The sequence below is a fragment of the Vibrio sp. 10N.239.312.D08 genome, from assembly GCF_041466145.1.
Classification (GTDB): Bacteria; Pseudomonadota; Gammaproteobacteria; order Enterobacterales; family Vibrionaceae; genus Vibrio; species Vibrio crassostreae_C.
The window spans coordinates 104313-124902 of the sequence record NZ_JBFSSD010000007.1 but is presented as its reverse complement, the minus strand read 5'-3'; the positions used below and the strand labels follow the sequence as shown (position 1 = coordinate 124902).

General features: G+C 44.6%; 23 protein-coding genes. 11 read left to right on the top strand and 12 right to left on the bottom strand.

The annotated features are described in order from the left end of the window. Positions 1 to 18: 18 nt before the first annotated feature. Both AB6D58_RS05965 and ppiC read right to left on the bottom strand, forming a co-directional pair. Positions 19 to 1425 carry an alpha-amylase family glycosyl hydrolase gene (locus tag AB6D58_RS05965; protein ID WP_017062749.1) on the bottom strand — a complete coding sequence of 469 codons (1407 nt, stop codon included), beginning with the start codon at positions 1423 to 1425 and terminating at the stop codon, positions 19 to 21. Between the two features lie 283 nt (positions 1426 to 1708). Further along, positions 1709 to 1990 carry a peptidylprolyl isomerase PpiC gene (gene ppiC, locus AB6D58_RS05960; RefSeq protein WP_258185064.1) on the bottom strand — a complete coding sequence of 94 codons (282 nt, stop codon included), beginning with the start codon at positions 1988 to 1990 and terminating at the stop codon, positions 1709 to 1711. Positions 1991 to 2271: 281 nt separating this feature from the next. Between ppiC and AB6D58_RS05955 the strand changes: the two genes are divergently transcribed. Continuing rightward, on the top strand, positions 2272 to 3186 hold the full coding sequence (locus AB6D58_RS05955) for a chemotaxis protein (RefSeq protein WP_017062751.1): 915 nt from the start codon (positions 2272 to 2274) through the stop codon (positions 3184 to 3186). A gap of 140 nt (positions 3187 to 3326) precedes the next feature. Here the strand turns inward: AB6D58_RS05955 and AB6D58_RS05950 are convergent, their stop codons facing one another. The 4 genes from AB6D58_RS05950 to hutW all read right to left on the bottom strand — a co-directional run bounded on the left by AB6D58_RS05950 (position 3327) and on the right by hutW (position 6648). Next, a complete protein-coding gene (locus tag AB6D58_RS05950) occupies positions 3327 to 3869 on the bottom strand; it encodes an ATP:cob(I)alamin adenosyltransferase (RefSeq protein WP_004731855.1) in 543 nt (180 codons plus the stop codon). A 113-nt stretch (positions 3870 to 3982) separates the two neighbouring features. Then, entirely contained in the window at positions 3983 to 4513 is a 531-nt protein-coding gene (gene hutZ / locus AB6D58_RS05945) for a heme utilization protein HutZ (RefSeq protein ID WP_004731858.1), read from the bottom strand. Between the two features lie 155 nt (positions 4514 to 4668). After that, positions 4669 to 5190, bottom strand: a complete 522-nt coding sequence (gene hutX, locus AB6D58_RS05940; protein ID WP_016784265.1) for a heme utilization cystosolic carrier protein HutX — start codon at positions 5188 to 5190, stop codon at positions 4669 to 4671. Between the two features lie 48 nt (positions 5191 to 5238). Continuing rightward, a complete protein-coding gene (hutW, locus tag AB6D58_RS05935) occupies positions 5239 to 6648 on the bottom strand; it encodes a heme anaerobic degradation radical SAM methyltransferase ChuW/HutW (RefSeq protein WP_017062753.1) in 1410 nt (469 codons plus the stop codon). A gap of 161 nt (positions 6649 to 6809) precedes the next feature. On the opposite strand from hutW, the gene AB6D58_RS05930 reads away from it, so the two are divergent. The 6 genes from AB6D58_RS05930 (at position 6810) to AB6D58_RS05905 (ending at position 11691) form a co-directional block, all read left to right on the top strand. Then, positions 6810 to 7601, top strand: coding sequence for a TonB family protein (locus tag AB6D58_RS05930; protein ID WP_372156712.1), 792 nt, complete (start codon positions 6810 to 6812; stop codon positions 7599 to 7601). A gap of 2 nt (positions 7602 to 7603) precedes the next feature. Next, positions 7604 to 8305 carry a MotA/TolQ/ExbB proton channel family protein gene (locus tag AB6D58_RS05925; protein WP_017064315.1) on the top strand — a complete coding sequence of 234 codons (702 nt, stop codon included), beginning with the start codon at positions 7604 to 7606 and terminating at the stop codon, positions 8303 to 8305. After that, a complete protein-coding gene (locus AB6D58_RS05920; protein ID WP_017064314.1) occupies positions 8302 to 8715 on the top strand; it encodes a biopolymer transporter ExbD in 414 nt (137 codons plus the stop codon). The genes AB6D58_RS05925 and AB6D58_RS05920 overlap by 4 nt, the downstream gene beginning before the upstream one ends. Before the next feature lie 165 nt (positions 8716 to 8880). Then, a complete protein-coding gene (locus AB6D58_RS05915; RefSeq protein WP_017064313.1) occupies positions 8881 to 9768 on the top strand; it encodes a hemin ABC transporter substrate-binding protein in 888 nt (295 codons plus the stop codon). Positions 9769 to 9871: 103 nt separating this feature from the next. After that, positions 9872 to 10909 carry an iron ABC transporter permease gene (locus AB6D58_RS05910; RefSeq protein ID WP_017064312.1) on the top strand — a complete coding sequence of 346 codons (1038 nt, stop codon included), beginning with the start codon at positions 9872 to 9874 and terminating at the stop codon, positions 10907 to 10909. After that, a complete protein-coding gene (locus AB6D58_RS05905) occupies positions 10909 to 11691 on the top strand; it encodes a heme ABC transporter ATP-binding protein (RefSeq protein ID WP_050620596.1) in 783 nt (260 codons plus the stop codon). The genes AB6D58_RS05910 and AB6D58_RS05905 overlap by 1 nt, the downstream gene beginning before the upstream one ends. 395 nt (positions 11692 to 12086) lie before the next feature. Here the strand turns inward: AB6D58_RS05905 and AB6D58_RS05900 are convergent, their stop codons facing one another. Then, entirely contained in the window at positions 12087 to 12548 is a 462-nt protein-coding gene (locus AB6D58_RS05900; protein WP_017062760.1) for a TetR/AcrR family transcriptional regulator, read from the bottom strand. A gap of 530 nt (positions 12549 to 13078) precedes the next feature. On the opposite strand from AB6D58_RS05900, the gene AB6D58_RS05895 reads away from it, so the two are divergent. Continuing rightward, entirely contained in the window at positions 13079 to 13378 is a 300-nt protein-coding gene (locus tag AB6D58_RS05895) for a YfcZ/YiiS family protein (protein ID WP_017062761.1), read from the top strand. Positions 13379 to 13414: 36 nt separating this feature from the next. On the opposite strand, the gene AB6D58_RS05890 is transcribed toward AB6D58_RS05895, so the two are convergent. Continuing rightward, positions 13415 to 13711 carry a YnjH family protein gene (locus tag AB6D58_RS05890; protein ID WP_017067955.1) on the bottom strand — a complete coding sequence of 99 codons (297 nt, stop codon included), beginning with the start codon at positions 13709 to 13711 and terminating at the stop codon, positions 13415 to 13417. Positions 13712 to 13814: 103 nt separating this feature from the next. Here AB6D58_RS05890 and AB6D58_RS05885 point away from each other — a divergent pair, with 103 nt between their 5' ends. Then, positions 13815 to 14414, top strand: coding sequence for a hypothetical protein (locus AB6D58_RS05885; protein WP_017062763.1), 600 nt, complete (start codon positions 13815 to 13817; stop codon positions 14412 to 14414). A 149-nt stretch (positions 14415 to 14563) separates the two neighbouring features. Here AB6D58_RS05885 and AB6D58_RS05880 read toward each other — a convergent pair whose 3' ends face one another. Then, positions 14564 to 15670: a 1-acyl-sn-glycerol-3-phosphate acyltransferase gene (locus AB6D58_RS05880; protein WP_017062764.1), complete on the bottom strand. Its 1107-nt coding sequence runs from the start codon at positions 15668 to 15670 to the stop codon at positions 14564 to 14566. Between the two features lie 175 nt (positions 15671 to 15845). Here AB6D58_RS05880 and AB6D58_RS05875 point away from each other — a divergent pair, with 175 nt between their 5' ends. After that, positions 15846 to 16472 (top strand): hypothetical protein, encoded by a 627-nt coding sequence (locus AB6D58_RS05875; RefSeq protein ID WP_017064307.1) that lies wholly within the window; start codon positions 15846 to 15848, stop codon positions 16470 to 16472. A gap of 133 nt (positions 16473 to 16605) precedes the next feature. Here AB6D58_RS05875 and AB6D58_RS05870 read toward each other — a convergent pair whose 3' ends face one another. Together AB6D58_RS05870 and AB6D58_RS05865 are read right to left on the bottom strand one after the other, a co-directional pair. Further along, the gene (locus AB6D58_RS05870) at positions 16606 to 17091 is read right to left on the bottom strand and encodes a hypothetical protein (protein ID WP_372156710.1); all 486 of its coding nucleotides are present in this window, start codon (positions 17089 to 17091) and stop codon (positions 16606 to 16608) included. A gap of 27 nt (positions 17092 to 17118) precedes the next feature. Continuing rightward, the gene (locus AB6D58_RS05865; protein ID WP_017067959.1) at positions 17119 to 17640 is read right to left on the bottom strand and encodes a nicotinate-nicotinamide nucleotide adenylyltransferase; all 522 of its coding nucleotides are present in this window, start codon (positions 17638 to 17640) and stop codon (positions 17119 to 17121) included. A 109-nt stretch (positions 17641 to 17749) separates the two neighbouring features. Here AB6D58_RS05865 and nadE point away from each other — a divergent pair, with 109 nt between their 5' ends. Next, positions 17750 to 18580, top strand: a complete 831-nt coding sequence (gene nadE / locus AB6D58_RS05860) for an ammonia-dependent NAD(+) synthetase (protein ID WP_102393916.1) — start codon at positions 17750 to 17752, stop codon at positions 18578 to 18580. Positions 18581 to 18686: 106 nt separating this feature from the next. Here the strand turns inward: nadE and AB6D58_RS05855 are convergent, their stop codons facing one another. Beyond that, a complete protein-coding gene (locus tag AB6D58_RS05855) occupies positions 18687 to 20543 on the bottom strand; it encodes an MOSC N-terminal beta barrel domain-containing protein (protein ID WP_372156708.1) in 1857 nt (618 codons plus the stop codon). Positions 20544 to 20590 lie beyond the last annotated feature (47 nt).

The following is a 20590-nucleotide window of genomic DNA, read 5'->3' as shown; positions in this document are numbered from 1 at the left end:
CTTTCTAGTCTATCCAAGTTAACTCGTGACAGGCTTCAATTCATTCGTCGTTAACATCATGCATTGGTTCGATTCCACCTTGATGGTTAAATCCTTACCAACACATTCAAACACATCATCCGACAGTAAATCGGTTACCGCACCAGTCCAATTTAATGAGGCTGTTTTGCTTCGCTTCGACTTGTTGATCACCACAATGCCTTTATCGCCACGGACAAACACCAACAAATCATCATTCGCTTCAACCACACGCATCGCTTCGCCATGAACATGGTTATGGAATTGAATCATGCTTTTCATGTAAGGCGCTTGCCAGTCGTTAAGCCAACGAGGCTGACCGCTCTTGTCCAGAATACCGCTGGTGCTCAGTTCACTGTAAACAAGCGGCACACCGCCGTCTCGACCAAGAATGAAAGCATGAGCCAATCGCTCATCCACTTCATCCATCACATGCTCCAAAAACACCTCGTTATTGGGAATATCATGAGTGACCGCAAACGTGATCGCTCGCATATTCGACAGAGCCTGACCAAAACAGTATGGGTTAATCAAAGACTTAAAGCTGCCCTGCTCTTCAAATGCTTTGAAGATGGTGTTGAACAACGGGAAATCGTAAGCGCCTAAGCGAGTGTGTTTAAGATAAGGCTCAAGGAACAGCTCATACTCTTCTTCTGTCGCGCCGCCATCGGTAATGATCTCACCGAAGATGTGCATTTCTTCGCAGATGTCATCAGTCCACACCTTGCGTAGATGTGCCAGTGTCATGTGCTTTGCCGCGTCAATGCGAAACCCTTTCACACCAATCTCTTTCAGTGCTTTTAGGTAGGCTCTTTGCTGTGCCACCACATTATCGTTATCAAGCAGCGTTGGCAGGCCAGGGTCGCTCGCGCCACCGGTAATACGCCCGTTTTGCACTTCCCAAGTGTCTTTCCAGTTCTTGATGCCAAACGCCTCCACGAAGTCGTTCTCATCAAATAGAGGCTCAGAAAGGTCACCAAACAAACGTATGGATTCATAATAGTCAGCATCTTTTTGATAAGACGCCATGTCTTGCTGATTGGGATACGTTAGATCACCGCGGATACCCGATTCGTTGGCCATGTGGTTAAACACCACATCCACATAAGTACGAAGCCCATGTCGCTTTAACGTGTCGACCATCGCTTTAAAATCTTGTGTGTCACCCAACTGATTATCGATCACACGATAGTCTTGGGGCTGATAGCGTTGCCACCATTGAGTGCCAGAATTTCGATCGCAACCTTTAGGGCCGCGCAGCGATTTCATCGCCGGTGATACTAAAACAGATTTATAACCCAACTCTTGGATCAGTGGGGCGTTCTTCATTACGTCAGCGTAGCACCAGTCAAAGGCATGCAATATGACATCTGTCGCTGGTTTGCTTAACATAGCTGAACTCTCCATGTTGTTCTCCTACCAAACTCGTTTACAGCTTTTTAGAAAAGGCAAAGGCTAAAAGGCAAAGCTGCAATAAATTTCCTCAAGAATGGCATTTATTATATGAGTTACTCATTAAAAACCCTCCTCCTCCTACCAATTACTCACGGTGGATGGTTGAGGGCGTAGCACCAATTATCGCATAACGTCTGGGATGAACACTCAACCGTAGTGCTTTAAAACGCGCACAAAAGTCACAAAAAAGGAGCGTATATACGCTCCTTTTATTCAATCTAACACATATTTATAACTAAGTTCTGTAAAGAACCTTCACGACGTGCCAGCCAAATTTTGTTTTCACAAGGTGTGGTACAAGCGTCTCGCCAGAGAAACAAACCTTATCAAACTGAGGCACCATTTGACCTTTTTTGAACTCACCTAGGTCGCCGCCCTTTTTACCAGATGGACAGGTTGAATGTTTCTTCGCTAGCGTTTGAAATTTAGCGCCCTTTTTAAGCTGCGTCATGATGTCTTCTGCTAGTTCTTTATGCTTCACCAAAATATGAAGCGCTGCTGCTGTTCTTGCCATGATAATTCTCAGTTTGTTGCTGCCAGTTTACTTACGACGATTACTTAGAACATCGCGAATGAACTGACTGTTGTAAATCTGTTTGCCGCTAACGGCTTATCGACATAAATTCATCGACAGCCAGCGTTTAGCGTGATTTTAACCCAAGAACCGCTATTCTTCACTCTATAACCGAAAACAACTGCCTTAAAGGCCATTAAAAACCGCATCGCGACTTGCTGCGGCTTCCATTTCCCTTTAAATTAATCCTTATAAATTAAGCGCGTATTAAGTAGGAGCCAATTATGGCCAAACCGATCAGTAAAGCGAGTCAGTCACAGGGAATGTTGATGTTCAAATTGTCCCTCACTCAAAGTTTTGCGATTGGCACGCTTAAAGTCAGGGAAATCGTCCCTTTTCAACCGATGACCCAAATCCCCTACTCTCATCACCATGTGATTGGCACCGTGACTATCCGCGACCTTACAGTTCCTGTGATTGATATGTCCGCTGCGATTGGCTTCCGTCCGATAACACCCGCTGAATACCAAGATTGTGTACTCATCGTTACTGACTGTTTGAGAACAGTTGTGGCGTTCTTGGTTCGTTCAATTGATAAAATCATTGAATGCGACTGGAAGAGCATTGAATCTCCACCCACCAGTGTGGGTCGCAATGTGTTTGTTACCGGTATTACACGTTTCGAAGACCGTATTGTGCAAATGCTCGACGTGGAACTGCTGCTTTCTAAGATCTACCCAGCTTATGAGAATGCTCATATCCCGATGCTGACCGATGTAGAAAGGGAACGCCTCAAAGCATTGAACATCTTATTAGTGGATGACTCTTTGATTGCACGTAAACAGTTATCTGATGCCTTAGACAGCATCAACATCCCTTACAGCATATGTAACAACGGCTTAGATGCCATCGACCTAATGCGACGCCAAGCCAGCGCTGGCAATGCCATTGATCTTCTGGTGAGTGATATCGAGATGCCGGGATTAGATGGTTATGAGCTTGCATTTGAAGTGCAAAACGACAGCGCTTTAAGTCACGCTTACTGTATTTTGCATACCTCACTGTCCAGTGAGATCTGTGTCGACCGTGCTAATCAGGTGGGGGCGCATGAAGCGCTTGAGAAGTTCAACGCGGGTGAATTAATCGAAGCTATGCTACGCGGCGCAAAAGTCTTAAACGGCGCCTCTACGGCTGCTTAGATGCTATTTTGGAAGCTAAACCTAGAATCATGCTTAATGGTTTAGCTTCTTAGCTTCTTAGCTTCTTAGCTTCTTAGCTTCTTAGCTTCTTAGCTTCTTAAGGATTAGATATTAGATATGAATCAATATAGAGCTCTTCCTTAAGATTTCTTTGGCATAGAATAACTCTTACTCACAAATTCCACTTCTTCAACTTCATTGACATGATTGGTAAAAGACGCCAATGCATAGAGTGTGTTCGCGACTAAGTTGGCGTATTTGAAAAGAATCGGGTCTGGCGACTTTTTGCTTTCATGATGTTCAATACTCACCAAAGCTCGCACGACCTTTTTAGCCTGACAGCGACACAAGTGAAGTTCACTAGACACTCGGTGCCCACCGGGTAAGACAAAGCCTTTAAAACCACCTTCTAGCTGCTCACGGATACGATGATAGTCTTGCTTGAGCTCGACCAATTCAGACTCGGTGATGGCAAGCTTACCGCGCACAGAGCCATTCAAGTGATAGATGTTTGGCTGCAAGCGTTGCAGGATCTCACGAACCTGAGGCTCTAGCTCTAAAGACAACACCAATCCAACTCGGCAACAAAGTTCATCCGACAAAATCTCAAAATCACAGATAGGACTGTCTTCATAGATAAACGGATAACAAAACTCGTCCCAATCTCGACTTACTGGTTTCACGTACCGATCCTTACACATAAATAGTCATCAAACGCCAATATACCAAACTCTTTGATTTAGACATAAAAAAGCCCTCACATTGGAGGGCTCCTGAAGAAATCAGTTAAACGAGATTACTCGTTAGACACTTTTTTGTGGCCTTCTTGTAGGTGAACGAAATCCACCAGATCGTCGCCTGACACTTGGTATGCCTGACCAAAGCCTTTAACGAACAGGCCGTTCTCAGCTTTAAGGTTAAACAGAGAGAAGTCTTGAAGTTGGCTCAAACCATCAATGATTTCACCAAAACGCTCTTGCATCTGGCCAATCACTTGAGTCCAAAGTTCCGTTTCACGCTCCACAACACTTGCTTGAGCATCAAACGTTAAACGTTTACGTGCGTAAAGTTGCTTCGAGCTCTCTTCGTCTTCAATCATCATCAAAGAGACCTGAGGGTTCGCTTTCAAGTTGCGAGCATGACGAGCAATATCAGAAATTAGAACAAAGTAACCTTCTTGGTTCTGAACGAAAGGTGCGTAACTTACGTTCGGGCGACCTTCTTCATCAACCGTTGCAAGTTGAAGGGTACGGCGCTCTTGGCGAAACTCTTTAATTTCTGGACCTAGGCGACCTTGTAGACGTTCTTGTTTTACTTGCTGTTCCATGGGTAATTCCTTTCTTCACTTTCTCTGATTTATTATTTTTGCCCAAGGTTGAGCGATCATTAGCGAACTAAACGATCCTCGAGCATTGATGTCTTGTTTAAGCCAGTTGGCAACCCTATGTAAGATTGCTGCTGATTATTTACTGTAAATTGAACTTAAGCTTGTTCTTTTAGCGCTTTGAAGCGTTCTACTTGGTCGGCAATAAGCTCACGCTTTTCGTTGCGGCCTAGGTAAATCTTAAAAATGTTCTCACCGGTTTCACTGAAGAAGCCGAAGTAATGACTTTCACGACCCATGAACGCCTTGCTCACCAAACCGATATGTTTAACGTTATCAAGTTTAAGGTGACCATGAAGCTCGCCCTCTTTGCCCATTAGGTTGTAGTAACCACGCGCTACCTTACCTTTCGGGAATGGCGCTTTAACTTCAAAGATAGAACCAAATGAATGCACGATAGTGGTCACAGGGCCCCAACCCACTAAACCTTCTAGAATCTCTTGAGCACGGCTGCCATCTAGCATTACCGCCATGTCGTTTGGAAAAGCAGCAACCACTTCAACCTCTGAAACACCTAGCTTCTCAGCAATTGCTGTTGGCAGTAGTTTTGGCTCTTCTTCTAAAATTAGAGCTACGCGTTGTTCTAGAGTTTCTGTCATTTCTAATGTTGTATCTGTCATTGAATATGTTCCGTATAAACGAGTAAGTTATAAACTAAAAATTCGATATTAAGCGTGCTTCAAACTTGCATGCGGGTGTACGCCCGAACCTGACGCTTTAGGCGCTGGGTGCATAGCTTGGTATTCAGCGTTAAGCACTTGAATCACACTCTGCGCTAGGCTTACCGCCCAAAAGCTGCCAGCAATAGTCAGGCTCAGATAATCTTCCGAAAGCTCAACTAAACCGTTCTTTTCCCAATGCGCGAACAAAGGCTTGAGGTAGTCGAACGTATCTTGCCCCATAAATCTCGGTAGCGTACTTCTTCTAACAACACCAGAATCGAAACCTGCCTTTAATGTTGAGAAGATAGGCTCTAATGAGCTTTGCTTAGTCATCATGGCAATAGGTAATTGACCTTGCTTTATAGACTCCATGTAGCTGTCTAAAGTTCGATGCTGCATCACACCATGACCGCCGATGTTGCCACCAGCGCCACAACCAATGGGTAGAACTTCGGCATAAGTTTTCGCTAAGCTGTTGTAAATGCTGCGTTCGCGGTTATCACGAGTCCAGTGGTTTACGCTCAGTTGCTTGACCTTATTTTTTGCCATGAACTCCACACCCGCCAAATACATGCTCGCCTTATCTGGCGTATTCGCAGGCGGTGGGATTTTTCCTTTCTCAACAAGATTAAGCATAGGTGCATTGCCCGCAACAATCAGTTGGTAGAGGTCAATGCCGTGTGCGCCAGTAGACATGTAGTCTTCTAAATCTTGTTGGAACACTTCCATAGATTGGTGTGGTAATCCGTATAACAGATCAAGAACGATTGGCGCTTGCTCGGTGCGGCTTAGTGAACTGATACGTTCTAGCACAACCTCTCGGTCATCTAGGCGCTTAGCACTACGTCGAACCTGAGTATTGAAACTTTGAATACCGAACGAGAAACGATTGAAGCCACCTTCAAGCGCACGATCAAACATCTCGTCACCAAATCGATTGATGCGCCCTTCCAATGTCATCTCAACATCGTTTGCTAGTGGGAAATATTGACGAATCGCTTTACCCAGCTGCTCAACTTGTTGAGACGACAAATCGGTGGGAGTTCCGCCACCAATATAGACGGCGTGAAATAGTCCAGACTGAGCCCAAGGTGTTTTGGCTTTCTGCTTTAGCTCGACCATCAGTGCATCGAAATACTCATCCACTAATTTACGGCTTGCGGCATTTTGGAAGAAATTGCAGAACGTACAACGCACACGACAGAAAGGAATGTGGATATACAAGCAACGCGTATCCTGTTTTTTCCCTTCACTCAGCATCAGTTCGTCAAAGAGTTCTAACTTCTTACTGGGGTCGACCGGAATTGAACTTCCTCCGGCGTGTGCAGAATGCTTTTTCGCAAACGCAAAACGAAGCGGATCAGGGCTAGAAACGCCCAAGATTGATTCGTCAAATTTATAAATATTAAGACTCATATAATCTCTCTGAACACTTACATAGCAAAGTCTGGAAGACTATTCGCTAAAAACTGAGAGAATCATAAATACACGCAAATGATAATGCAATTGATAATTGATCTTATTTAGATTCTAAGCAATAATCCGATACGGAATTTTGATTTGGTAAAGGATTGATTGTGAACGTTCCTAGATATGTTATTGCAGGCGGTGCATCGTTAGTGATTCATGCCGCGTTGTTGTTTGTCGCTCAAGAATCCAAAGTATTTGCGATGCCTGCAGGTAGCCAATCGAACACGGTATCGATCAACTTCACTCCTAAGAGCGTTCCTTCACAAGCTCAGCAAAAAACAATCACAGAGCCAGTTAAACCTGAGCCAATAAAAGAAACCGTCTCACAAGCCGAACCAAAAACGGTTGAGCCAAAGCAAGCTAAGCCAACCCCAAAGAAAAAAGCGATCACCAATAAACCTCAACCAAAGAAAGTTGAGAAAAAAGTGATTGAGCAAAAGGTTGTCGAGAAGAAGCCGGTTCAAAAGAAACCAGTAACTGAGAAAAAGGTAGTTAAGAAAGAACGCCCAAAACCAGCCACTCAACCAGAGAAACTGGCCGACAAGAAAGTCGATAAGAATATGGACGAGTCTGCCAACCAGCCTCAGGAAGTAAATCAAGGCGTATCAAACCAAGAGCCGGTTTTAGTCACTAAGCCTTCGTTCTCTGCGCGTCCTACCCCACCGAATTACCCTCGCCAAGCAAGACGTCGTGGCGTTGAAGGTGTCGTGACTTATGAGATCTGGCTAGACGCTGAAGGCAAACAAATTAAACAAGCATTAGTAAATTCATCAGGCGCGCTAATGCTCGATAACGCCGCATTAGATGCCATTAAACAATGGAAATTCTCACCTCACACTGTCAATGGTCGAGCGATTGCTCACCGAGTACAAATACCTGTTCGTTTTAGGTTGGATTAATCATGCAACAAATCAGTTACTTACAAGATCAACTTGGCTTAATGACTTGGCCTCTTCTTATCTGCTCAGCATTAACAGCAATGATCATCGCTGAACGTGTCTTCCAAGTCATGCTCAGCATTGGTGTGGGCAAACGTGCTATTCGTCGTGAGCTTAACCAAATTTCACCAACCAACAGCAAAGAGATTGAAGCGCTTGCTCAGTCGATTTCAGGTAAACGCCCGCTCTTGTACAAGGGCGTGTCAATGTTGCTTGCTCACCACTCTTTCTCAAAAGGGTTACGTGAAGATGCCGCTGGGATCTGGCTACAAGAAAAACGCCACCAGCTTCATGCAGGTTTAAGACTGCTTGGTTTGATCGGCGTGATCAGCCCACTCATCGGCTTGCTTGGTACGGTACTTGGTCTTATTGAGATGTTTAAAGGCGTTGCCGCGACAACAGGCAGCATCACGCCTAATGATTTGGCAGACGGTCTTGGATTAGCAATGCGAACCACAGCAGCAGGTTTGATGATTGCGCTTCCTGCTATTTCTGGTGCTCAGCTACTAGGGCTATGGGCCGATCGAGTGCTGGCTCAATTGGAGCATACATTGAACTATGTGAATGTGTGGCTAGAAGGCATGTCGATTCAAACCAATCAGTCTGATGATACTCAAGGTAAGCCTATCAACAAAACCTCTATCGGTGATGTGAGTCAAGCATGATTAAAACGCCCCACTCATCTCACACACAGAGCCTAGCGCCAGACTTAACACCGCTGCTCGACATCATTTTTATCGTGATGGTTTTTCTACTGCTTACGGCATCGGTAAAGCTGGAATCGCTAGAAGTTGAGCTACCAAGCTCGGATGTTAAAAACGTTTCTGAAGTCCACAAAGACTCGATTAGCGTCAACATCCTAGACCATGCCCCCTACTGGGCGATTAACGGCCAAGAGTATATCAACTGGGAAAACTTCAAGATTGCCTTGTTAGAAGAGACAGGCTCAACGGATAAAAAACCGATCATCATTGGCGCGGATAAAGCCGCCAATGTTGAAAACCTAGTGAAGTTGCTTTCATTCCTTCAAGAGAACGGAATACCAGCGACTCAACTGCTCACGGACGATGGCTAGAACAACACTCAATTTTTATGAGGCCTAGCGTTTATAAAATTTGGCTCCTAATAGCTAAGACCAAATAGACAGAACTAAGCCTCTCTATCGATTCGAACTCACAATGCGAACGGACTGCTCACTGAGTATCTTCGCGATACAAAAAGAAAATATAAAGAACTTATTATGAACAACTTAAACGTGCTCAATAAATTAAAGACCAAGACACATCTCCTTTCAGTTGCCGCTATGAGCCTGGCACTTAGCGCACCCGCAATGGCCAACGACGCTGAACAACCTCGAATCATCAGTGCCGGTAGTGCCGTTACTGAATTGGTTTTGGCATTAGGTGCTGAAGAGCAGCTAGTCGCGATTGATGTGACCAGCCACTTTCCTCAAGCAGAAAACCTGCCAAAGATTGGTTATCACCGAAACCTGTCTGCTGAAGGTCTACTCGCCCTAGAGCCAACCACATTGATTGGCTCGGATGAAATGGGACCAGACAACGCTATCTCTCAATTAAAATCGGCAGGCGTCGATGTAGAGATTGTTAACACTGAAGCAAACGTGGAAGGGCTATTAAAGCGTATCGACCAAATCGCAAAGATCACCCATACCGAAGACCACTCGCAGCAAGTGAAAACCGATGTGAATCAAAAGATCGCAGCACTGAAAGCGAACCAAGTACCAAGCAACGAAGCGAAGAAAGTTCTATTCCTGTTGCTACATGAAGGTCGCCCTGCCAACGTTGCTGGCGGTGAAACATCACCAAACGCAATCATCGAGTTAGCTGGCGGTATCAACCCTGCCGCTCAGAGCTTAACGTCTTACAAGCCACTTTCAATGGAATCACTCGTTGAGATGCAACCTGATGTCATTTTAGTAAGCGGCCGTAGTTATCAAAAAATGGGCGGCGCAGATGCCATCCTGAAATCACTGCCTATGCTAGCGGCAACGCCTGCAGGTATGAACAAGCAAATCATTACCGTAAATGGCAGTGCTTTGGTTGGCGGGCTTGGCCTAGAAAGCCTCTCTGAAGCAAAGCGTCTAAACGCACTTATCTACCCGCTATAACTCAACCACCCTATTTCTGCTATCGCTAATTCGCTTCCCTCACCAACTGACTCACGCTGTTGTTGAAGGAGGTCGAAGTTAGCGATAGATATTGAGGCCCTTTATGTTGTTACGCTCCGTCCCACTGAAAACGTCGATGTTAGCTCTAGGTGCAACCCTAGCTTTTGTCGCGCTGTACTCGATCACTGTTGGGCCAATGAACATTAGCTTAGCGGACAGCGCCACAAGCTTAATTAAACCAAACAATGACTTAGCACCTCACATCAACTTAGTGATTCAAGAGATCCGCTTACCTAGAACCATCTTGTGCATGCTGATTGGTGCGATCCTCGCCTTGTGTGGTGCAGTGATGCAGGGTTTGTTTCGAAACCCACTTGCAGAACCTGGCATCATAGGTGTGTCTGCGGGCGCAGCATTAGGTGCTGCACTGGCTATCGTTTTGTTCTCTGAGCTATCGCTTCAATACCCTGCTTTCATGAACTTTGCTGCGGTTCCTGTGTTCGCTTTTCTTGGCGGCGCTTTAACCACGCTGCTGGTGTATAAGCTGGGTACAGGTAAATTCGGCACCTCTGTCACCATCATGTTGTTGGCGGGTGTGGCGATCAGTGCGCTCTCTGGCGCAGGTATTGGCTTCTTGAATTTCATTGCTGATGACCAAATGCTGCGCGATCTTTCATTGTGGTCGATGGGTTCATTGGCGGGCGCTAAGTGGTCAGGAATTTTGCTGGCAGCTGTCACGCTCGTTGGCTTGTTTGTTGTTTTCTACCGCCAAGCGATGTCTCTAAATGCTCTATTACTGGGCGAGTCAGAAGCGCAACACCTTGGTATCCCAGTTCAAAAGCTGAAACGAAAGCTGATTCTACTGACGGCTGCGGGCGTTGGTATCACAGTTAGCCTGTCTGGCATGATTGGTTTTATTGGATTGGTTATCCCACATTTAGGTCGCATGTTGGCAGGCCCAGATCATCGAGTTCTGTTGCCACTATCAGCGGTACTAGGCGCACTGCTGCTAACCGCCGCAGACATGTTCTCACGTGTGGTACTTGCTCCGGCAGAGCTACCTGTAGGTATTGTCACTGCGATTATCGGTGCCCCATTCTTCTTATATCTACTATTTCAACAGAAAGGGAGAATCCTTTAATGTTTCCTTCAGCTTTAAAAGCGACCGATATCGAAGTGAAGTTCGGCAGTAAAGTGATATTAGATGGCGTTTCTATTGAGATTGAAGCGGGAAAGGTAACTACACTGCTTGGGCCAAATGGCGCAGGTAAAAGCACGCTGCTTAAAGCTTTATGCCAAGAGATATCAAGCAACGGCGATATTCAATACTTTGGACACAGCAAAGACAAGTGGCCTTCTCACAAGTTAGCGAAGCACCTTGCTATGCTTCCTCAACACAGCACATTGACCTTCCCATTCTTGGCACATGAAGTTGTCGAGCTTGGTGGGATTCCTCTGCAAGAATCCAACAAGAAGCTGACCAGCATTGCTAGCCAAAAAATGGATGTTGCTGATGTGACTCACCTGAGTGAAAGACTTTATCCTTCGCTATCAGGCGGTGAAAAGCAGCGAGTGCACTTGGCTCGAGTGTTAACTCAGCTTCACCACTCTGGTGACCAATGTATTTTGATGCTTGATGAACCAACCTCTGCACTGGATCTTGCCCACCAGCACAACACCTTAAAGATTGCGAGAGAATTAGCCGATAACCACAATGCCGCGGTTATCGTGGTTTTGCATGATCTCAACTTAGCCGCGCAGTATTCCGATCGATTGGTGGTATTGAAAGATGGCAATTTGGTGTGTGATGGCAAGCCTTGGGATGCACTGAAACCTTCGATGATAGAAGATGTGTATGGTTACAAAAGTATCGTAGAAAAACACCCAACCATGAGCTTCCCTCAGGTTCACCCCGCACAATAAGTCCGATTAAGGAGCGACTCGTTTTGAGTATTCGTTCTTGATAACAATGACGTAATCCTAAGCCTCGATTTGTTCGGGGCTTTTTATTGGCTCACAGCCACTATCTCGGCTTAAACTCAATTTTATTAATAACCACAGCAGCAAGCACCAAAACGACTCACCTTGAGCATTTGAGGCTCTAGAAATGAACACTACCCGTTAGGGTTACTTAGCTTTTAACACTGAAGAGTAAAACAAGCCGCGAGCGTAAGCATATAAAAAGAAAGGAAATAACATCATTCAGCATCAATCAACAAGACTGCGACATCGATGTGGGATTGAGAGAAAAACGTACAAGAAGTGAAACTGCAAGCACAAAAAAAGCCCCCGTAGGAGCTTCTTTTATTGAGTGCTGATTATTGGCTCATACGAATCAATGATTTACCAATCAGCCACTCTAGCTCTTTACCGCTAGTATCGCCAAACTGAGTTTCAGTCAGCTTGTATAGACGATCAATACCGTTTGCAGCGAACTCATGCGCGCTCTCAGCAGTAACGATATGATGGAAAAGTAAACGTAAGATTGCTAGGAACTCAGCGTCTTCAAGTGCTGCAACCCAGCTAGCTGAAAATGCGTCAAGGCCATTTTCGAAGTCAATGTGTTCCACGAACATCTTGAAAATACGACCGTCTAGAGCAGCAGTAAAATCCGTTTTCTTTGGAAAGTGATGACTTATACCTGTACGAGAAACACCCGTTTGTTGACTCAACGTCGTGTATGACATCTTGTCGTAACCCAATCTTAGTAGCTGGTCTACAACGGCATCCATGATTTTCTGGATCGTGATTTCTGTATCTTCTTTACTACGCTTTGGCATATTCAGGCTCTTCTCTTTGTAAATCCATCTAACTCAATCAAATGAAGTCAGAATGAAAATCGTTATCAGCATTATGTGAGCAAGGTATTTTTTCGCAAGTATTTATAACTAAATTCACACAAATACTATGTACGAACAATTTTACAGTGATGCCTCTTTGGACACTTTGTCTAATTATTCTTCGAAAATCACCTTACAATCCTAAGTCGATAAGTTTAAATAACGACTTAGAATATGAAATACCCAACGAAAAATTCATTGTATAAATACCTATCAAGCGATAGATAGTCTTATAAAATCATTTCTGGCGCAACTAAGTGAATGATATTCTGACATATTAATAACATTCCTTTTCAACAAAACGTGAGGTAAATCACATACATATTTGGCGGCGCGAATATAGATATTCATCAAACACCTTAACAAACAACATAGCATACCAGTATAAATTAGTTCAAAGGTTTTAATTTTTGTAGATACAGTTCAAATTGCTCGTTAGAATAACCTCAGACTTTGTAAGAGGATTATTTATGAGCCAAGATATTGGTAACAACGATGTATGTGAGGCTTGCGGCTGTGCAGGCGAAATCGGGTTCATCATTAAAGAAGGCGACGATGTTGCTGAAGTAACGGTTTACGGAAACTCAAAAGCACTGATTGAAGCTGAGTTTGCTAAGTATGTTGAACTTGCTAAACAAGTGTCTAGCAACGTTGAGTTCGAAGCATCAGAGATGACTGAAGAAAGCACAGAGTTGCACGCTCGCTTTAAATTTGAAGTTAGCGCTGAGAAGATTATTTTTGAACTTAAGACTCGCTCTCTAGCGCGTTAATATAAGCATTTATATGCTTATTAAAAGACGAGTGAATTACTCGTCTTTTTTTAATTGAACCCAAGCCAGTGACCCATTTTGCTCAAAATCGTTTTCTGCAGCGCACTGAATCACTACGCCCCCCACCTCTAACACTGCCCCAATGCTATAAGCCTTGTCATCGTAATAACAAACTCGTTGCTGTTGACCGCCTTGTGTCACCACCACCGCAGCTTTACCGGGCGTTGAAATTACTTTGTTGGCACTCGCAGACATTGAACCAAACACTGAAGCGGCTATCAGAAAGACCTTAATAATTCGTATATTTACTCTAATCATTAATTTACCTATCATCTTTGCTCCATTCCTCGTTAATCTACCGCCAAATGGGTAAAACACTATGCGAGATTAATTTTTCCATTATAGTGTAAACGTCTATCGTAATAAGAAGCCTGTTATGCTCAGAATAATTGCACTTATTATTGGTTCCTTAACCATAACAAATGTCAGTGCTGAACCACTCGATCACTATCAAATATTGAACCATCTCGATAATTACGGAAACTTATATCTACGAAATAAGCCTTATACATCACTTCCAACTGGCTTGGTGGTAGATGGTAATCTCAATATAGAGAATACTGCGATCACACGCCTACCCAAAGGGTTAGAAGTGAACGGCAGCCTTAAAGGCTCTAACAGCCAACTCGCTCGAGTCCCGAGCGGGGTTAAGATAAAAGGTTACGTCGACTTGATTGGCAGCCAAATCACCAGCTGGCCAAGAGGTGTAAGAGTGGGCGGCTTTATCAACCTCACCGACACTCCACTGGAAAGGCTACCGAATGGCTTTAGAGTAAAAGGCGATCTGAGCGTGATCCGCACTCCTTTAACCGAGTTACCCAACGGGATCGTGATTGACGGCGACCTTTATATAGGTGGTTCTGGGATTACAACATTCCCCGAGACCATGACAGTCAAAGGCAACATCTATCTGGGCGGCAACACCGTAACCAAATGGCCAACCAATCTAGATCTCGGTGGTGCAGTCGCTCGCTAATTCAGGCTAATGCTCTAATGCTCTAATGCTCTAATACGTTAATGCTCGATCGCCGCAACAAATGGTGATTCAGAAACAAAAAAGGAGCCCAAGGCTCCTTTTTCAATTCAATCAAGTTGCTAATCAACTAGCAAGCTAACTAACGCTCGTTAACCAATGTTCTTCACTGGGTTGGCGTAGCTATCGATCAAGTACTGACGCGCACCTTGTGGCAGGCTCGACAGTTTAGCTTCAAACTCTTGTTTAACGGCCGCTGTAATCGACTCATCTTCTTTTTCTGCTGCAAGCAAGTTTACTGGGAACAGTTTGTAGTTATCGTGGATCTGACGATCGATCTCTTCAGCAAGCGCTTCAGGCGTATCAAAATCTTGGTCGATAACCTGACCGAAACCAACGTGAACGCGTCCTTTATCACCGATGATGCCTTGAATGATACTTTCGATATCTTCAAACTCACCCTTTTCGTAACTGCCGTTTACGTCTTTTTCGAAAAGCTCTATCGCTTTAGCCGTGTCACATGGGTCGTTCTCGTAAGAAATAGCCACAGGAACAATCTTCAATGACTTCACGTATTCAGGGAAAGCAATTTTTTGCTTACGTCCTTCAACGTGGAACATTTTCAAAATTGCTGGCTCAGTAAAATCGTTACCGTCTTTCGCACGACCTTCCTTTTGAGCGATCCAGATTGAGTTGCCCGTTTCTAGAGAGTGCTTAATGTAAGAAGACAACTGCCCTAGCGCTTTCATCATCTCACGCGGTCCTTTCAAAGAACGCTTTACGATGAAGCTCTTGTTTAAACGCATCAATTCAGTCGCACATGGCTTTTTCAACAGGTTGTCTCCGATAGCGATACGACAAGTCTGATGATTATTTTGATGCAGAGCGTAATTTACTAACGCAGGATCCATAGCAATGTCACGATGGTTTGATACAAACAGATAAGCTTGGTTCGCATCCAGTGACTCGATACCAGTGTACGTCACACCGTTAGTGGTTTTCGCTAACGTGTCGCGTAAGTACTTTTTCACTTCAATCTGAATGGATTCAACGCTAGTCAGCTTGCTCCACTTCATTTTTAAGTACACACGCAAAATCGGGCTCATTAATGCTTTGAACCAAGACGCATGGTTTGAAAAACGGTAGTGCAAGATTGCACTGATAAATTCTTCATCATTAATAAGACGGTTTAGTGCCGCTGGAATTTCATCATCGCCGTAAGGACGAATATCAACATATGGATCGGTTGGAGAGGTCATTTTTTAATTCATATAATAAAAAGCTGGCTCATTCTACGCGTTGTTTTGACTTCTCGCAGCTACAGAGCCCATACTTTTGACAAGGTCAGACCAGAAACATTGAAAATCCCCTGTTATTGTTGGCATTCTTTAAGATTAACGGTAATCTTGACGCCCCAAAATTAAGGTACTATCTATGAACTTCGCTATTGAATATACATCGGCTTACTTTTCACACTTGGTGATCACACCACGCAAGAAAGTACTTAAACATAGCCTTGTATCGGTTCAAAGTGGCTTGGTTTTGATTAAGTTAGGCAAACAAGAGTATGCCGTTGAACCAGGACAAAGCGTCTGGATTCCATACGACTGCCTAACGTCACTGACCTACTTTCCAAACACTCAGGTTAACCGTGTCGATTTTTCTGTTCGTTTGACGGATTCATTCCCAAGACAAGCGGGTTACATCACGCAAACGAACCTCTCTTCGGCACTACTAGAAAAGCTAGAACAAACCAAAGCTCGTGCTTCCAATGCCAATAATACGGAACAAGCGTTTAAAGATATGCTTTCTGTCTTGAAGCAAGAAGTGTTGTCGTTTAAACCACTGCTTTGCGAAAGTGCTCTTTCTCAGCGATTCAATCAATGGAACATTGATGATTCAAACCTGCCACAAGAGCACACTCTGGTGATGGTGATGCGAGAAGCGAAGAAGCGCATGCAGTCAGGTCAAAAACGTTCACTTGTGATTGATGATCTGTTCTCAGGTAAAGAAGAAGAGTTCGAGCAACTGTGTATGCTTGTTTTTGGTGAAGATTTATAGCTTGCCGGAAAGTGAGTGCTGGTATTAAAACTCGCAAGCCAGATACTAAAAAGCCGCAAAAACTGAGTTTTTGCGGCTTTTTTAATTCTTACTATTTAGACGTAGATAGCAATCTATCTGTGTATCTGCCTGTCTAAAATGGCAACTCAACCTGCATCATTAGGTCGGCGTCACGTGAGTCGTGCCAACGATAATCAAAGCGCATACGCGGCTGCCCTTCGACTTTCTCGCCAAAACCGATGCTGAGTTGAAGACCATGATTCATCAACCACTCTTCAGTCGACATATCATACTGCTCATCTTCAAGGTCTTCTGGAAACCACATACCCAAGCCAACATAGTTTGACTCAATGCTTTGTGTCAGCAATGGCGAGTCTTTGGTTTGAAGAACCCAGTCAGACCAATAGTCCGGTGTGCTTTCCGGTTCATCATCGCTCAGCCCACTGATTTCCATCATACGTTGGCCAAAAGACTCAATGCTGGTCGAGAAATCTAGACAATTGTCATCTTCATCAGAAGTCAGCATGATTGAATCTAAGCTAAAAAAATCACACTCAGCATACGCAGGCATACTACATGCTGCCATGATCAACGTCGCTGGTATCGCGATCTTTAGCATAGTCCTCTGACCTCTTGATTAGTGAACTTACATTATCTGATACAGTCCACTATCTTGCAACATCTTTGTAACTGACTTTGTACTCAGTTTTGCAACATCGCTTCCACTTATCAGTGCATTACGTATGTCTGTGCTGCGAATTTTCACTTTTTCAGGGCAAGCCATTACAGACCACTGCTCGGTAATCTCATCTGATTTATAGAAAGATGAGAACTTAAAGAAGTTATCTGGGCCAATAACAAACGTCAGTTCAGCGTCACGATGTAACTTTTGAAGTTCACTGAGCACTGCATAAGTCGTGACGCTTTCACCTGGGGTAAATAGGCTCTTTTCGATCAAAGAAAGCTCCACTTGATCCAGTGAAAGATCGCTAATAAATGCGTTAACTAACTGACATCTCATATCAAAGTCTAGCATCTCTTTTCCCCAAGCATGGGCAATACTTGGAACGAGTAGAATTTTGTCAAAGTGAGCCAACGAATCAATCACACTTTTGTGCCCTAAGCTCGGTGGATTAAACGCACTACCGAAAATGGCTATTTTTTCCATTGTTTATTACTACCTTCTCTTTCTAAGCTTGTGCAAAGAGGTTTTTAAATCGGATGATTTAGGTATGATAACACTAGATTTTTAATTTGCTTGCAGGAAAGGAATACGAATGGAACAGTTAATTCGTGACGAAATGCGCGTACTACCTTCAATTGACCCTCACTTCGAAGTGACTCGTCGTGTGGACTTTATTAAAACGAAACTTCAGCAGTCAGGCTGCAAGTCTCTGATCCTTGGTATCAGTGGCGGTGTGGATTCGACAACTTGTGGCCGTTTAGCACAAATGGCCGTTGATAGCCTAAATGAAAACGCTGGTAGCAACGACTACCAATTCATCGCGGTTCGCCTGCCTTACGGTGAACAAAAAGATGAAGACGAAGCGCAACTTGCGCTGTCTTTCATTCAGCCTTCTCAATCTGTTTCTGTAAACATTAAAGCGGGTGTTGATGGGCTTCACGCTGCATCTCACATTGCTCTAGAGGGCACAGGCCTACTACCAACAGATTCAGCAAAAATCGACTTTGTGAAAGGCAATGTGAAAGCTCGAGCTCGCATGATCGCACAATACGAAATTGCAGGTTACGTTGGCGGTCTTGTCATCGGTACTGACCACTCAGCTGAAAATATCACTGGCTTCTACACCAAGCACGGTGACGGCGCATGTGATTTAGCGCCTTTGTTTGGCCTGAACAAGCGTCAAGTTCGTGAACTTGCAGCAACGCTAGGTGCGCCAGAGCTATTGGTTAAGAAAGTGCCTACTGCCGACCTAGAAGAGCTTGATCCACAGAAAGCCGACGAAGCAGCATTGAACCTTTCTTACGACCAAATCGATGATTTCCTTGAAGGTAAAGAAGTCCCTCAAGACGTGTCAGACCGCTTAGTAGGCATCTACAAAGCAACACAGCACAAGCGTCAACCGATCCCAACGATCTACGATTAATTGTTTGAATTAATCTTAGAATCAAAAAGGCCGGAAGTTCATTTCAGTGAACTTCCGGCCTTTTCTATTCAATGTGCTTTTCTTTCTGGCCTTCCGACCTACCGAGTTAGTCTACAACTTCGATATCAGTTTGAGGCACACTGCAACACGCCAGTATTTGCCCCATGTTGCGTTCATGATCTTGCAACGCCGGTACATCAGGTTGATGAACTTGCCCAGACTCAAGGGTCACTTTACAAGCACCACAGAAACCCGCGCGACAGCTTGATGCGATAGACACACCTGCCGACTCAGCTTGCTCTAGTAGTGTTGATTGGTTGTTGCCTTCGAACAGGTAGCCGTTAACGCTCAACTGCAGTTGCTTCACCGCTTCTTCCGTTGATTGAGCAACACCAAACGCTTCTTGATGATAATGCTGAGGATTCAGCCCCATTTGAATCAGCAATTTCTTGGCATTATCCATAAAGCCGTCAGGGCCACACACGAATGCTTGGCGCTTATGAAGGTCCTCAATTTTGGCGACATGAGACACACTCAAACGACCTGACAAACCATCCCACTCTTTCGTTGGTTGGCTTAGTGAATAAATCACACTTAGACCAGCATGTTCGCGAGCGATCTTATCAATCTCAGCTTGATAAGGGATATCTTCTTCACTGCTGCATTGGTGATAGAACACCACATCATCAATCTGACCATGGTCGGCTAAGTAACGAAGCATCGACAACATAGGGGTGATGCCGCTTCCCGCTGATAACAGCAGTAATGGATGTGTTGGGTTATCTTCTAAGTAGAATGCGCCATCTGGATTCTGAGCAACTAGCGTGTCACCGACTTGGAAGTGGTCATTGAGCCAGTTTGAGATTTGACCATCGTCCACTCGCTTCACGGAAATCGCCAAACGACCTGCGCGTGAAGGGCTAGAAGATAACGTGTAACGACGAGACACTTTCTCGCCATTAATCACCATTTCAATCGGTAGATGCTGCCCCGGCTGATAGCTTGGTAATAAATTGTTCTCTTTCGCTGGCTCTAGCCAAAAGGTTGTGAAGTCGCGAGCGATCTCTTCACGCTCGACGCAAGTTAAGTGCAGTGACTCGACCCAAGAGTCTTCGTAGTGTTCTTTCTCTTTGGTTTCAAGTACCTCAACAACGTCACCCGCTTTCACCAGACCTTCATTTTTCGCCACAAGGTTCTGACCAAAGAAAACGCCACCACGTTCATTGGCTCTGAACGTAGAAAAGGTATTGAGTGGCTCTTTTGTTGCTCTGAATTCGCCGCTCTCAACATCGACTGTCGTTAGGATACAGCGCTCACAAGGCTTCACCGCTTCGAATTCAACCTCACCAATTCGAATGCGCTTCCAACCATCTTCAGCAAACGCTTCAGTGTTTGAGACGACAAAATTGGTGCGGAACTGATCCATGGAATGCGTTTCAGGACTACGGCGATTCAACTCATCAAGCGAAGCTTGGCTGATGATTAACATCGGGTAACCATCGGCGAAACTGACATTCTGACCAAGCTTTTCTCGAACACGATTAGATTGCTCACCACAGAACAGCAGTTCTACGCGAACACCAAGCACATCGCTGAACCAATCATCCGCCTCGTCGTTGGTGGTATACGCAGTGAAGCTATCTTTCCACACCGTTGCAGGCGCTTCTTGCATCTTGAAGTTTGCATATTTCAGACGCAGCGGCTCTTTACCTTCATAAGTAAAAATCAAGCCGTCTGGCTGCAAGCTAGAAGACACCTTGACCATTTTAGGGTACTTACGCGCCGTCACCATTGATCCGTCAGCCAACGCCAACATAAAACGTCTGTCGAAGGTAAGGCCCTGTTTTTCGACCCAAGCAGAAGAGAGTGCAATCCCACCTACTGATTTAACCGGAAACACGTTGATTTGAGATAAGGAAGGAGCTTGCTCTGAAGCCTTTCGATCTATAGGTGACTGCGACATAACGATTCCAATGTTTTGTTGTTTGTCCCAATGCTAACAAATGGTTA

What these genes read in the sequence shown, in the direction of transcription:
- AB6D58_RS05895 (WP_017062761.1), top strand. Translation starts at nt 13,079, where the DNA reads ATGAGCCAAGATATTGGTAACAACGATGTATGTGAGGCTTGCGGCTGT.
- AB6D58_RS05955 (WP_017062751.1), top strand. Translation starts at nt 2,272, where the DNA reads ATGGCCAAACCGATCAGTAAAGCGAGTCAGTCACAGGGAATGTTGATG.
- AB6D58_RS05925 (WP_017064315.1), top strand. Translation starts at nt 7,604, where the DNA reads ATGCAACAAATCAGTTACTTACAAGATCAACTTGGCTTAATGACTTGG.
- AB6D58_RS05915 (WP_017064313.1), top strand. Translation starts at nt 8,881, where the DNA reads ATGAACAACTTAAACGTGCTCAATAAATTAAAGACCAAGACACATCTC.
- nadE (WP_102393916.1), top strand. Translation starts at nt 17,750, where the DNA reads ATGGAACAGTTAATTCGTGACGAAATGCGCGTACTACCTTCAATTGAC.
- hutW (WP_017062753.1), bottom strand. Translation starts at nt 6,648, where the DNA reads ATGAGTCTTAATATTTATAAATTTGACGAATCAATCTTGGGCGTTTCT.
- AB6D58_RS05905 (WP_050620596.1), top strand. Translation starts at nt 10,909, where the DNA reads ATGTTTCCTTCAGCTTTAAAAGCGACCGATATCGAAGTGAAGTTCGGC.
- AB6D58_RS05870 (WP_372156710.1), bottom strand. Translation starts at nt 17,091, where the DNA reads ATGCTAAAGATCGCGATACCAGCGACGTTGATCATGGCAGCATGTAGT.
- AB6D58_RS05900 (WP_017062760.1), bottom strand. Translation starts at nt 12,548, where the DNA reads ATGCCAAAGCGTAGTAAAGAAGATACAGAAATCACGATCCAGAAAATC.
- hutZ (WP_004731858.1), bottom strand. Translation starts at nt 4,513, where the DNA reads ATGGAACAGCAAGTAAAACAAGAACGTCTACAAGGTCGCCTAGGTCCA.
- AB6D58_RS05880 (WP_017062764.1), bottom strand. Translation starts at nt 15,670, where the DNA reads ATGACCTCTCCAACCGATCCATATGTTGATATTCGTCCTTACGGCGAT.
- AB6D58_RS05910 (WP_017064312.1), top strand. Translation starts at nt 9,872, where the DNA reads ATGTTGTTACGCTCCGTCCCACTGAAAACGTCGATGTTAGCTCTAGGT.
- AB6D58_RS05865 (WP_017067959.1), bottom strand. Translation starts at nt 17,640, where the DNA reads ATGGAAAAAATAGCCATTTTCGGTAGTGCGTTTAATCCACCGAGCTTA.
- AB6D58_RS05890 (WP_017067955.1), bottom strand. Translation starts at nt 13,711, where the DNA reads ATGATAGGTAAATTAATGATTAGAGTAAATATACGAATTATTAAGGTC.
- AB6D58_RS05855 (WP_372156708.1), bottom strand. Translation starts at nt 20,543, where the DNA reads ATGTCGCAGTCACCTATAGATCGAAAGGCTTCAGAGCAAGCTCCTTCC.
- hutX (WP_016784265.1), bottom strand. Translation starts at nt 5,190, where the DNA reads ATGACAGATACAACATTAGAAATGACAGAAACTCTAGAACAACGCGTA.
- AB6D58_RS05885 (WP_017062763.1), top strand. Translation starts at nt 13,815, where the DNA reads ATGCTCAGAATAATTGCACTTATTATTGGTTCCTTAACCATAACAAAT.
- AB6D58_RS05875 (WP_017064307.1), top strand. Translation starts at nt 15,846, where the DNA reads ATGAACTTCGCTATTGAATATACATCGGCTTACTTTTCACACTTGGTG.
- AB6D58_RS05965 (WP_017062749.1), bottom strand. Translation starts at nt 1,425, where the DNA reads ATGGAGAGTTCAGCTATGTTAAGCAAACCAGCGACAGATGTCATATTG.
- AB6D58_RS05920 (WP_017064314.1), top strand. Translation starts at nt 8,302, where the DNA reads ATGATTAAAACGCCCCACTCATCTCACACACAGAGCCTAGCGCCAGAC.